This window comes from Streptomyces sp. NPDC056222 (assembly GCF_042264065.1).
Classification (GTDB): Bacteria; Actinomycetota; Actinomycetes; order Streptomycetales; family Streptomycetaceae; genus Streptomyces.
In genome coordinates this window covers 82,520-94,588 of record NZ_JBHJTL010000015.1, presented here as the reverse complement: position 1 = coordinate 94,588, position 12,069 = coordinate 82,520, and the positions used below count along the sequence as shown (strand labels likewise).

The 12,069-nt window shown below is 72.1% G+C and carries 12 protein-coding genes; 7 read left to right on the top strand and 5 right to left on the bottom strand.

All coding sequences use genetic code 11. The features are described from left to right. The first annotated feature begins 78 nt into the window (after positions 1 to 78). Entirely contained in the window at positions 79 to 1,005 is a 927-nt protein-coding gene (locus ACFC0D_RS10555) for a 1-phosphofructokinase family hexose kinase (RefSeq protein ID WP_376433288.1), read from the top strand. 65 nt (positions 1,006 to 1,070) lie between these two features. Here the strand turns inward: ACFC0D_RS10555 and ACFC0D_RS10550 are convergent, their stop codons facing one another. Together ACFC0D_RS10550 and cdgB are read right to left on the bottom strand one after the other, a co-directional pair. Beyond that, positions 1,071 to 2,036 (bottom strand): CBM35 domain-containing protein, encoded by a 966-nt coding sequence (locus ACFC0D_RS10550; RefSeq protein WP_376433286.1) that lies wholly within the window; start codon positions 2,034 to 2,036, stop codon positions 1,071 to 1,073. A 154-nt stretch (positions 2,037 to 2,190) separates the two neighbouring features. Further along, a complete protein-coding gene (gene cdgB / locus ACFC0D_RS10545; RefSeq protein ID WP_376433284.1) occupies positions 2,191 to 3,810 on the bottom strand; it encodes a diguanylate cyclase CdgB in 1,620 nt (539 codons plus the stop codon). Positions 3,811 to 4,124: 314 nt separating this feature from the next. Here cdgB and ACFC0D_RS10540 point away from each other — a divergent pair, with 314 nt between their 5' ends. Further along, positions 4,125 to 4,724 carry a flavin reductase family protein gene (locus tag ACFC0D_RS10540; RefSeq protein WP_376433322.1) on the top strand — a complete coding sequence of 200 codons (600 nt, stop codon included), beginning with the start codon at positions 4,125 to 4,127 and terminating at the stop codon, positions 4,722 to 4,724. Positions 4,725 to 4,751: 27 nt separating this feature from the next. Here the strand turns inward: ACFC0D_RS10540 and arfB are convergent, their stop codons facing one another. Further along, on the bottom strand, positions 4,752 to 5,180 hold the full coding sequence (gene arfB / locus ACFC0D_RS10535) for an alternative ribosome rescue aminoacyl-tRNA hydrolase ArfB (protein ID WP_376433282.1): 429 nt from the start codon (positions 5,178 to 5,180) through the stop codon (positions 4,752 to 4,754). 135 nt (positions 5,181 to 5,315) lie between these two features. Here arfB and ACFC0D_RS10530 point away from each other — a divergent pair, with 135 nt between their 5' ends. Next, a complete protein-coding gene (locus ACFC0D_RS10530; RefSeq protein ID WP_361960491.1) occupies positions 5,316 to 5,891 on the top strand; it encodes a TerD family protein in 576 nt (191 codons plus the stop codon). A 108-nt stretch (positions 5,892 to 5,999) separates the two neighbouring features. On the opposite strand, the gene ACFC0D_RS10525 is transcribed toward ACFC0D_RS10530, so the two are convergent. Continuing rightward, positions 6,000 to 7,421: a M1 family metallopeptidase gene (locus tag ACFC0D_RS10525; RefSeq protein ID WP_376433279.1), complete on the bottom strand. Its 1,422-nt coding sequence runs from the start codon at positions 7,419 to 7,421 to the stop codon at positions 6,000 to 6,002. 156 nt (positions 7,422 to 7,577) lie between these two features. After that, entirely contained in the window at positions 7,578 to 8,120 is a 543-nt protein-coding gene (locus tag ACFC0D_RS10520; RefSeq protein WP_376433277.1) for a heme-binding protein, read from the bottom strand. 250 nt (positions 8,121 to 8,370) lie between these two features. Here ACFC0D_RS10520 and ACFC0D_RS10515 point away from each other — a divergent pair, with 250 nt between their 5' ends. From ACFC0D_RS10515 to ACFC0D_RS10500, 4 genes are all read left to right on the top strand, one after another. Beyond that, positions 8,371 to 9,546, top strand: a complete 1,176-nt coding sequence (locus ACFC0D_RS10515) for a sensor histidine kinase (RefSeq protein WP_376433275.1) — start codon at positions 8,371 to 8,373, stop codon at positions 9,544 to 9,546. Then, a complete protein-coding gene (locus ACFC0D_RS10510) occupies positions 9,543 to 10,169 on the top strand; it encodes a response regulator transcription factor (RefSeq protein WP_329117865.1) in 627 nt (208 codons plus the stop codon). Before ACFC0D_RS10515 ends, ACFC0D_RS10510 begins: the two co-directional genes overlap by 4 nt. Positions 10,170 to 10,237: 68 nt before the next feature. Beyond that, on the top strand, positions 10,238 to 11,455 hold the full coding sequence (locus ACFC0D_RS10505; protein ID WP_376433272.1) for an FAD-dependent monooxygenase: 1,218 nt from the start codon (positions 10,238 to 10,240) through the stop codon (positions 11,453 to 11,455). Between the two features lie 103 nt (positions 11,456 to 11,558). After that, positions 11,559 to 12,059, top strand: coding sequence for a hypothetical protein (locus ACFC0D_RS10500; RefSeq protein ID WP_376433270.1), 501 nt, complete (start codon positions 11,559 to 11,561; stop codon positions 12,057 to 12,059). Positions 12,060 to 12,069: the final 10 nt, after the last annotated feature.

Genomic DNA, 12,069 nt, shown 5'->3' with positions numbered 1-12,069 from the left:
ATCGGGGCGCGTTCCACGGCCGTTCCGGCAGGTCCGGCCGGTCCACGATCATTCGACGGCGTACGGGGGTTACGGCAGGTGATTCTCACAGTCACCCTCAACACCGCACTGGACCTCACCTATCGCGTGCCCGCCCTCACCCCGCACGCCTCCCACCGCGTCACACAGGTGATCGAGCGCCCCGGCGGCAAGGGCCTCAATGTCGCCCGCGTGCTCGCCGCCCTCGGCTACGACACCGTCGTCACCGGCTTCGCGGGCGGTGCGACCGGCGAGGTCCTGCGCACCCACCTCGCCGAACTGCCGCTGACCGACGCACTCGTGACGACCGCCGGGCCCACCCGCCGTACCGTCGCCGTCGTCGACACCGCGACCGGCGACACCACCCAGCTCAACGAACCCGGCCCCAACCTCACCCCCGCCGAGTGGTCCGCGCTCACCGAGCGCTACACCGAACTGCTCACCGGCGCCCAGGCCGTGGCCCTGTGCGGCAGCCTGCCGCCCGGCATCCACGTCGGCGCGTACGCGGAGCTGATCCGCATCGCCCGTGGCGCCGGCGTCCCGGTCCTGCTCGACACCAGCGGCGAACCCCTGCGGCGCGGCATCGCCGCCCGCCCCGACCTCGTCAAGCCCAACGCGGACGAGCTCGCCCAGCTCACCGGCTCACGCGAACCGCACCGCGCCACGCGCGACGCCCGCCGCCGCGGCGCGCACACGGTCGTCTCCTCGCTCGGCCCGGAGGGGATGCTCGCCGCCACCCCGGACGGCCTGTGGCTCGCCGCCCCGCCGGCCGCGGTCCGCGGCAACCCGACCGGCGCCGGCGACTCGGCCGTCGCGGGTCTGCTGTCCGGTCTCGTCGACGGACTCCCCTGGCCGGACCGGCTGACCCGCGCGGTCGCGCTGTCGGCGGCCACGGTGCTCTCCCCGGTCGCGGGCGAGTTCGACCGGACGGCGTACGAGGAGCTGCTCACCCGGGTGAAGGTGACGGAGCAGGCCGAGGCGGCGTGACACCCACCGCATGACGAAGGCCCCGCGGAACCAGGTTCCGCGGGGCCTTTCGCGCGTCGCCGCACTCAGAGGTTGCTGATCTTCACCCAGTCGAAGATCACGTCGCACTGGTTGCCCGCCTCGCACGACAGCTTGATCGTGTTCTGACCCTTCTCGAGCGAGACCTGGGACCAGGTGGTCTGCCAGTTCTTCGCGGGGTCCGGGTCCGAGGAGCCGATGAAGTTCTTCAGATTCATCGGCTTGGTGTTGGCCTTGCCGTTGACGGTCACGGTGGCGTTGGCGTCCTTGGCCGGGATCGCGTACCGCACTTCCATCTTGTACGTGCCGGCCTCGGGCACCTCGGTCTGCCAGGTCGCGGAGGACCCGACCGTGTTGAAGCCGGTCACATACAGCCCGTCCGTGCCCTCGGCGCCCTTGATGTCCTTGGCGAGGAGCGCGGATCCGCCGAGCTTCAGGGTGGCCGCGTCCTGCTGCGGCAGCGCGGCCGGCGTGTCGTCGGCGCTGGGCTGGGTGGAGGGCTCCTCCTGGACCTGCGTGGAACCGCCGGTCGGCTTGCCGCCCGCGGTGCCGCCGTCGTCGTCCTTGTCACCGTTGTTGCTGATGACGGCGGCCGTGATACCGATCACCACGACCGCGACGACCGCGATCGCGCCGATCAGCAGCCCCTTGGTGTTGGGTCCGCGGCCGCCACCGCCGCGCTGCGGCGGGATCGAGGACTGCCGGGTCCGCTCGCCACCGGGGTACGTCTCGGGCGCGGCGTACTGCGGGTTCGGCTGGCCGTACTGCTGCTGGCCGCCGTAGGTCTGCTGCTGCGGCACATGCGGCTGGCCACCGCCGTACTGGCGCTCGCCGACCGTTCTGACCTGGTTGTACGAGGTTCTGGGGACACCCGGCTGCGCGGCCGGACCGGGGTAGCCGTAGCCACCGGCCTGCCCGGGCGGCTGGGCGCCTGCCGCCTGGCCGTCCGCGTACAGGTAGCCGAACGGATCGTCGTCCTCGGGCGTGTTCGCGCCGTCGTTACCGGCAGCCATCCCTGGTCACTCCTATCCATGCTCGCCAGCCGTCGCCGACCGGCCGAGCCTACCCCGAACGGACCACCCGCCGATCCGTCCCTTGACCGAGCGGCAGGTGACCCGTGGGTAAGGGAGGCGGCGCGGCAGGGGCTGGGCACGGGGGCGAATCGGGCTATCCGGCGCGGCGGTGGATCTTCGCCCGGGAGCGCTTCTCTATGTACATCCGCTGGTCGGCGGAGTTCAGGACCTCTTCGACGGTCATACCGCACTCGGCCCAGCCGATGCCGAAACTCGCCCCGACCCTGACCGCCCGCCCGTCGACCCGGATCGGCGGAATGATGGCGTTGCGCAGCCGTACGGCGAGGTCGGCGGCGTCGGCCGAGCCGAGGCCGTCGGCGAGGACGACGAATTCGTCACCGCCGAGCCGGGCGACGGTGTCCCCGTCCCGTACGCCGGTGGTGAGGCGCCGGGCGACCTCGATGAGGACGGCGTCGCCGGTGTGGTGCCCGAACCGGTCGTTGATCGACTTGAAGCCGTCGAGGTCGCAGAAGAGGACGGCGAGCCCCTTCGTCCCGTCGTCGACCTCGCCGCCGGCGGGCGCGACGGAGTGGACGTGATGGTCGTACGGTCCGCCGGCGGGGCTCGCGTCGAAACCGAAGTTGTGGTCGTGCCCGTACGGGGCGTCGTAGTCGGTCTCCGGTGCGGCGTGCGGGCGCTCGCAGATCCGGGCGCTGAGCCGGGAGCGCAGTTCGGCGCTGTTGGGCAGGCCGGTGAGGGCGTCGTGCGAGGCGCGGTGGGCGAGCTGGAGCTCGTGGCGCTTGCGCTCCTCGATGTCCTCGACGTGGGTGAGGAGGAAGCGGGGGCCGTCCGCGGTGTCGGCGACGACGGAGTTGCGCAGGGAGACCCAGACGTAGGTGCCGTCGCGGCGGCCGAGACGGAGCTCGGCGCGGCCGCCCTCGGCGGAGGTGCGGAGCAGGGTCCCGATGTCCTCGGGGTGGACGAGGTCGGCGAAGGAGTAGCGGCGCATCACGGAGGCGGGGCGGCCGAGGAGGCGGCAGAGGGCGTCGTTGGTGCGCAGGAGGCGGCCGTGCTGGTCGCCGCCCATCTCGGCGATGGCCATGCCGGAGGGGGCGTACTCGAAGGCCTGCCGGAACGACTCTTCACTGGCGCGCAGAGCCTGCTGCTCGCGTTCCAGGCGGACGAGGGCGCGCTGCATGTTCGCTCGCAGCCGGGCGTTGCTGATCGCGATCGCCGACTGGGAGGCGTACATCTGCAGGGCTTCCTGGCCCCAGGGTCCGGGGTGGCGGCCGTTGCGGGGCCGGTCGACGGAGATCACGCCGAGCAGTTCGCGTTTGGAACCGGAGGCGTACATGGGGGCGTAGAGGCGGTCGTGCGGGTGCCACTCGTCCTCGAAGCGGGGGGCGGGGCCCTCTGTGTGCCACTGCGGGACGTCGTCCTCGATGAGGACCCAGCCCTCGGTGTGCGGGATGAACCTCAGGTCGCCCCAGGCGACGCCCATGGAGAGGCGGCGTTCCCAGGACTCGCGGGGGCCGACGCGGCCGGTGATGAGCGCCTCGGCGGCGGGGCTGCCGGCGAAGGCGGCGACGACGAGGTCACCGTCGGGGCGTACGAGGTTGACGCAGGCCAGTTCGTAGTTGAGGCCGGCGACGATGCCGTCGGCGACGGTCTGCAGGGTGTCCGCCAGACTGCGGGCTGTATTGAGGTCGGCCACGACCTGATGCAGCTGCCGCAGGGTCGCAAGACGGACGTACGGCTCCGACTCGGTCTCCATCGCTCGCTCTCCCCGAGACCTCGACAGCAACTCCAGGATTCTCATCGACACTCGTGCTGCATTGTCCTTGCCACTGAATCACAGCGAGCGTTGCACCCGGTACACAGGGTCAACAAATACTGAGCTCTGTGACTCAAGTCACACCAGGTCATGAAGCGTTGCAGGGGGTGCCGGAAAGCGCTCCCGTTCTTTCCTGAACGCAAAGAGAACGGTGCGGTACGGCGGTGGGGGTACGGCCCCGGACCGTGCGGGCGTGGCCCCGGGGCCGGGGGTCCTAGGACCGGCGAGGGGGCGTGGACTGGTCCCCGGGCCCGATGCCGGGGACGTGGGGCGAGGCTAGCGTGCGGAGTGTGCTGACGACGACCCCCGCCCCGCCCCCCGCCTCGGATCTGGCGATCCCTCATGCTGAGGGGGTGAGCAACGACGAGTTCCGGGCGGCGATGTCCCGCCTCGCCGCCGGCGTGGTGCTGGTGACGGCCCATGACCCGGACGACGGTCCGCGCGGGGAGGACGTCGGCATGACGGCGACGGCGTTCATGTCCGTCTCCCTCGACCCGCCGCTGGTGCTCGTCAGTCTCCGCAACGGCTCCCGCATGGACGACCTGCTGGACGAGGTCCCGGTGTGGGCGGTCTCGGTCCTCTCCGAGAGCCAGCGCCACATCGCGGGCCGCTTCGCGATGAAGGGCCGGGTGAGCGACCGGCTCCTCTTCGAGGACGTCCCGTACACCCGCGGCGAGGAGAGCGGTGCCCCGCTGGTGGGCGGCGCCCTGGCGGCGCTGGAGTGCCGCACGGAGAACCGCGTGGTGGCCGGTGACCACACCCTGGTCGTGGCGCGCGTCCTGACGGCCGCCTTCCCGTCCTCGGACGGCGCCCCGCTGACCTACTTCCGCGGCAAGTACCGCCGCCTGGCCTGACGACCGCGCCCGCACCGGGGCACCCCGTCAGCCCCAGTCGCGTCCCTGGCGGCCCCGCTTCGTCTCGGAGCGTTGCTTCTTCACCCGCAGCCGGCGTTCGTTGATGCCCTGTGGGATCTTCGTCGCCCGGCGCGGCTTCGGCGGGGGCGCCGTCGCCTCCGCGAGGAGCGCGGCGAGGCGGACCGCCGCCGTCTCCCGGTTGCGCCACTGCGAGCGGTGCTCGGACGCGCGGACCGTCACCACCCCGCCGACCATGCGCGACGCAAGGCGTTCGAGCGCGCGCGCCTTCCAGACCTCCGGCAGCGCCTCCGTCGACGCCAGGTCGAAGCGGAGCTCCACCTGTGAGTCGCTGGTGTTGACGTGCTGCCCACCCGGCCCCGACGACCGCGAGAAACGCCACATGAGCTCGGCCTCGGGGAGCGAGACGGAGCCGCGGATGAAATACGGACCGGACATGCATCCATGTTCCCCGGAGCGGCTCCCGCACGTCATCCTGTTTTCGCACCGATTCCGCACCGTGGAACCGGCAGGGCGTCGTCCGCGTTATCCCGTGTGACGACATCACGAAGGTCACGAAGAAAGGCACTTCCCATGGCTGTAAGCCTCTCCAAGGGCGGCAACGTCTCCCTGACCAAGGAGGCCCCGGGCCTCACCGCCGTCACCGTGGGCCTCGGCTGGGACGTCCGTACGACCACCGGCACCGACTTCGACCTCGACGCCTCCGCCATCGGCGTCGACGGCGCCGGCAAGGTCGCCTCCGACGCGCACTTCGTCTTCTTCAACAACAAGGCCACCCCGGACCAGACCATCGTCCACACCGGTGACAACCGCACCGGCGAGGGCGGCGGCGACGACGAGCAGATCAACGTCAACCTCGCCGCGCTGCCCCCGAACGTCGACAAGATCGTCTTCCCGGTCTCCATCTACGACGCGGTGAACCGCTCGCAGAACTTCGGCCAGGTGCGCAACGCGTACATCCGCATCATCAACCAGGCCGGCGGCGCCGAGATCGCCCGCTACGACCTCTCCGAGGACGCCGCCGTCGAGACCGCCATGGTCTTCGGCGAGCTGTACCGCAACGGAGCGGAGTGGAAGTTCCGCGCGGTCGGCCAGGGTTACGCCTCCGGTCTGGAGGGCATCGCCCGCGACTTCGGCGTCAACCTCTGACGTACGCCAGAACGGTGGAGCCCCGGCGCGAGGACCGCGCCGGGGCTCCGGCGTTCCGGCCCCGACGGCCAGCTGATCCCGAGTCCTGGTCCCGGCTCCCGATCGCCCCTAGTTCGGGCCCTTCGGCTTCCCCTCCCCGTTCAGCCACACGTCCCACACCGCGTCGAGGTCCTCCCCCGTCACCTCCTCCGCATACGCGGTGAAGTCGTCGGTGGAGGCGTTCCCGTGACGGTGCTCCGCCGCCCAGCCGGACAGGAGCTCGAAGAACGCCTCGTCGCCGACCTGCTGCCGGATCTTGTGCAGCACCATCGCGCCGCGCTGGTACACCGGCGGGTCGAAGAGGTTCTCCGCCGACGGCGGATCGGACGGCGGGAAGGCCCAGTTGGCGTCGGCGGCGAAGGCCGCCTCGAAGTTCACCTGCGCCGGGGTGGCCTCGAAGTCCTCCGCGTACAGCCACTCGGCGTACACCGCGAAGCCCTCGTTCAGCCACATGTCCTTCCAGGTGGCGGGCGTGACCGAGTTGCCGAACCACTGGTGAGCCAGTTCGTGCACCAGGATCTCGACGGTCAGGGAGTCCTGCGGGAAGACCGGCCGGGTCTGGGTCTCGAGCGCGTAGCCCGCGTCGCCGTTCCGCTCGACGATCGCGCCGGTGGAGGAGAAGGGGTACGGCCCGAAGTTCTCCACCTGCCAGGCGAGGAGTTCGGGGATCCGGGCGAGCAGCGGGGCGCTCTTGACTGCGACCGACGGGTCGGCGGCGGTGAGCACGGGCAGCCCGGAGGGGGTGGCGGACACCTGCGTCTTGAACTTCCCGACGGCCACGGTCGCGAGGTAGCTCGCCATCGGTTCGGCGGAGTGCCAGACGGACGTGGTGCGGCCGTTCGCGGTCCGCTCGGAGGTCCGTACGCCGTTGGAGATCGCCTGCGTCCCCTGCGGAACGGTCAGCGTGATGTCGTACGTCGCCTTGTCGGACGGATGGTGGTTGCCGGGGAACCAGGCCATCGAGCCGACCGGTTCGCCGAGCGCGAGCGCCCCGTCCACGGTGGGCAGCCAGCCCTCCTGCGAGCCGTCCGCGCCGGTGATCGTCGCGGGCCGGCCGGAGTACGCGATCGTCGTACGGAAGACCGCGCCCTTGTCGATGTCCTCGCTCGGGCGCAGCGTCAGCTCGTTCCCGGCCCGGTTGACGGAGGCCCGCTCGCCGTCGACGGAGGCGGAGTCGACGGTGAGACCGGCGAGGTCGAGGTTGAAGGCGCTCAGGTCCTGGGTGGCACGGGCCGTGATCATGGCGGTGCCGTCGAGGCGGCCGCTCTTCGGGTCGTAGGCGAGGTCGAGCGCGTAGTGCGTCACGTCGTAGCCGCCGTTGCCGAGCTTGGGGAAGTACGGATCGCGCAGACCCGCCGCGCCGGGCGTGCCGCGCACCCCGCCGACGTCCACACCACCGCCACCGTCGTCCCCGCCGCCGGTGCAGCCGACGAGGACGAGCAGCGCGGCCACGGCGGTGGCCAGAGCGGCCCGGCTACGTACGTCCACCATTCGATCTTAGGCAGGGGTACGCGCGGGTGGAGGGCGGGCGTACGGCATCGGTGGCGCCCGACGGGGGTCCGGGCGCCACCGACGGGGGTGGCCGGCGAGGTGACCGGCGGACAGGTCCCGTACCCGGGACCCGCTCGCCGGGCCTGCTCGCAGGGCTTACTTGTCGAGCGCCTCGACGCCCGCCTTGGCGAACTTCTCGTCGAGGTCGCCGCTCGGCGCGCCGGCGACACCGATGCCGGCGATCGGCGCGCCCTTGGCGGTGACCGGGACGCCGCCGCCGAGGAACAGGGTGCCGGGGATGTCCTTCAGGTTCGGGGCCTGGGCGAGGCGGCCCGCGAGGACGGAGGTGGGGGCGTTCCAGGAGACCGCGGTGAACGCCTTGCGCTCGGCCGACTCGTAGGACTGCGGGCCCGCGCCGTCGCCGCGCAGGGTGACGATGGTGTTGCCGTTGCGGTCGACGACCGCGACGGTGATGCGCTGGTTCTCGTCCTCGGCGGCGTCCAGGGTGGCCTGCGCGGCCTTGGTGGCGGCCTCGATCGTCAGGTGCGTGGTCTGCTGCAGGTTGCTGTTCGACGCGTCGGCCTTGGCGGCGACGGCCGGCGCGGCGGCCGGGGCGGAGGCGTTCGCGGAGACGGCGCCGAAGGTACCGGCGGCGACGACGGCGGCGGTGGCGGCACCGAAGAGGATCTTCTTCTTCATGGAGGGCTCCTTGAGGCAGTGACGGTCTGAGGCCGTGACGGTGATCGAGGCGTGTCGTTCGTTCGCTCTGCCATCGATCCTCCGGCCGTTTCCGGGCCCGTACGGTCCACGAACCGGCTGCCCCCGTCGCGCATGATGGACGACGGGGGTGTCAGCCGATCGGTTGATGCCCCCGTGGTCCTCCCGGGCCAGGATGGAAACGTAGACCCAGGTCAGAGCCGTGGCCGGGCCCCTGAGGGAGAGGTACGCGATGGAGCAGGACCCGGACGCCCGCTGGCTGGCGCGGGTCATGCACATCGCCTTCTTCCTCCTCCTCGGCGCCTCGCTGGTCCGCTTCCTGCTGCGGCACCCGTGGGAGGACCGCAGCCCCTGGATCGTCGCCCTCTCCGGCGCCCTCGCCGCCCTCTACCTCCTCGGCCCCGTCCTCGGCACCCGCGCCACACCCCGCCGGATCGCCTGGCTCTTCACGGTCGTCGCGGTCTGGATGGTCCTGGTGGTCCTCGCGCCGAGCTTCGCCTGGTGCGCGGTGCCGCTCTTCTACACCGGGCTTCGCACCCTCCCGCCGCGCGCCGCCCTCGTCCTGGTCGCCCTCCTCACCGTCTTCGTGGTCACCGCGCAGGTCCAGCTCTCCAACGGCGGCTTCGACCCGAACCTGATCGTCGCCCCGCCGGCCGTCGCCGCGATCGCGACCGCCGTCTTCGTCCACGCGCAGCGGCAGGCCGACCGGCAGCGGGCCCTCATCGACGACCTGATCCGCACCCGCCGCGAACTGGCCGCCATCGAGCGCCGCGAGGGCACCCTCGCCGAGCGCCAGCGGCTCTCCATGGAGATCCACGACACCCTGGCCCAGGGCCTGTCCAGCCAGCAGATGCTGCTCCAGGCGGCCGAGCGCACCTGGGACACCGACCCGTCGACCGCCCGCCGCCACGTCCGTACGGCCGAGTCCATCGCCGAACGGAACCTCGCCGAGGCCCGCCGCTTCGTCCACGACCTCGCCCCCGCCGACCTCGCCGAGGGCGGCGGCCTGGAGCAGGCGCTGCGTACGCTCGCGGGGCGCGAGTCCGCCGCGTTCCGCGTCGACGGCGCCCCCGTCCCGCTGCCCGAACGCGTGCAGTCGGCGCTGCTGCGCATCGCGCAGGGCGCCCTCGCCAACGTCCGCGAGCACGCCGCGGCCACGTCCGCCGCCCTGACCCTGACCTACCTCGACGACCAGGTCGTCCTCGACATCGCCGACGACGGCCGCGGCTTCGACGCCGGGTCCGGTCGCCCGAGCGGCGAGCGCGGCGTCCGCGGCCACGGCCTGCCCGCGATGCGGGTGCGGGCCCAGCAGCTCGGCGGCACACTCACCGTGGAGTCCACCCCCGGCGAGGGCACGGTGCTCTCGGTCGCGATCCCCCTGTCCACGCCCTTGGAGGCCGGCGCATGACCGTACGGATCCTGCTCTGCGACGACCACGCCGTCGTACGCGCCGGGCTGCTCGCCCTGCTCGGCAGCGCCCCCGACATCGAGGTCGTCGGCGAGGCCGGCAGCGGCGAGGAGGCGGTCGCGATGGCCGCCAAGCTACGACCCGACGTCGTCCTCATGGACCTTCAGCTCGGCGCCGGCATCGACGGCGTCGAGGCGACCCGCCGGATCGCGGGATCCACGTCCGGCGTCCACGTCCTGGTCCTCACCACCTACGACACCGACGCGGACATCACCCGCGCCATCGAGGCAGGCGCCACCGGCTACCTGCTGAAGGCGGAGCGCCCCGAGGAGCTGTTCGCCGCGATCCACTCCGCCGCCCAGGGCCGTACGACTCTCTCCCCGCCGGTCGCCAGCCGGGTCATGGACCGGATGCGGGGCGCCGCCGGGCCCACCCTCACCGACCGCGAACGGGACATCCTCGGCCAGCTCGCCCACGGCCTCGGCAATCGCGAGATCGCCCGCGCGCTCTTCATCAGCGAGGCGACGGTGAAGACCCACCTCGGCCGGATCTACGCCAAGCTCGGCGTGGACACACGTGCGGGCGCGGTCGCCGTGGCGAAGGAGCAGCGCCTGCTCCCCTGACGCTGCCACTCTGCGTTACCGTGCTATCGCAGAGTGTCAGTTCGTCTCGTCTCGTTGTGGGAGCGCATGTGAAGATCGCCTGCGTCGGCGGTGGGCCCGCCGGCCTGTACTTCTCGATCCTGATGAAGCGGCAGGACCCGTCCCACGAGATCACCGTCTACGAGCGGAACGCGGCCGGCTCCACCTACGGCTGGGGTGTGACCTACTGGGCCGGGCTCCTCGACAAGCTGCGGGCCGGCGACCCGGAGTCGGCGCGCGCCATCGACGAGGCCTCCGTCCGCTGGACCGACGGCGTCGCCATCGTCCGCGACGAGCGGACCGTCCACCGCGGCGACAAGGGCTTCGGCATCGGCCGGCGCCGGATGCTCGCCCTCCTCGCCGAACGGGCCGAAGCGCTCGGCGTACGCGTCGAGTTCGAGCACGGCATCACCGGCCCCGACGCCCCCGAACTCGCGGACGCCGACCTGGTCGTCGCGGCCGACGGGGTCAACAGCGTGCTGCGCGAGGCCCACACCGCCGACTTCGGCGCCGAGGTCGCCACCGGCCGCAACCACTACATCTGGCTCGGCACCACCAAGGTCTTCGACTCCTTCAGCTTCGCCTTCAAGGAGACCGAGCACGGCTGGATCTGGTGCTACGCGTACGGCTTCAGCGGCGAGCAGTCCACATGCGTCGTCGAGTGCTCCCCGGAGACCTGGACGGGGCTCGGGCTCGGCACCATGAGCGAGGCCGACAGCCTGAACGTGCTGGAGAAGCTCTTCCACGACCTCCTGGACGACCATCCGCTGATCGGCCGCGCGCAGGACGACGGCGCCGCGCAGTGGCTCAACTTCCGCACCCTGACCACCCGCGCCTGGCACCGCGGCAACCTCGTCCTCCTCGGCGACGCCGCCCACACCACGCACTACTCGATCGGCGCCGGCACCACCCTCGCCCTGGAGGACGCCCTCGCCCTCGCGGACGCCCTGCGCGAGGGTGCCGGGGACGACCTCGACTCCGCCCTGACCCGCTACGGCCGGCGGCGGCGCGCGGAGCTCCTCTCGGCCCAGAGCGCGGCCCGCTACAGCGCCCAGTGGTACGAGAACCTCCCCCGCTACATGAGCCTGGAGCCGCGCCAGATGTTCGCGCTCCTGGGCCAGCGCCACTCGCCCCTGCTCCCCCACATCCCCCCACAGCTCTACTACCGGATCGACCGGGTGGCGGAGCAGCTGGAACCCCTGCGCCGCCTCAAGCGCTGGCTGGGCCCCCGCATGGCCCGCGCACTGCACGCCCGGACGCGCGGCTGAGGGGAGCCTGGGGCGCGGGAGGCTCCCGGCGCACGGGCGCAGGGAGACCGGGCGGGGCCGGCGCGTGCGCCCCGGGTCCCGTGCGCGTGGGAGCATCGTCTCCGTGCTCGACATCGGCTACTCCCTCTCCCGTCGCTTCCCCGACCCCCCGCAGACCGACTACCGCCGCGCGGACGTCCACGCCCTGCGCCACGACCTGTTCTGCGGGGACGTGTACCTCGCCGACCCCAAGGCCGACCGCGAGGTGTCCACAGCCTGGGGATGGGTGCCGGTGCTCGACTTCGCCTGGGCGCTGTGCGACATCGTCGAGCAGCTCGACCGCGACCCGCGCGGCAGCCGGTCCTCGCAGCGCCAGTACGCGGAGCTCGACTTCACCGAGTCCTCGGACCGGATGCTCTTCGAGCGCCGCTTCGGCTGGGTGGACGTGGAGGCCGACTGGATGCCGGGCGACGAGCCCCCGCTCACCTTCAACCACCGTGAACTGCGCCGCGAGGCCCGCGACTTCCTGCACGACCTGATCGCCGACCTCACGGACATGCACGAGGGCCTAGGCGACAACCCGGCGATCTGGGACCTCCAGGCCCGCTTCCCCCGCCTCCCGTAACCGAGCCCCC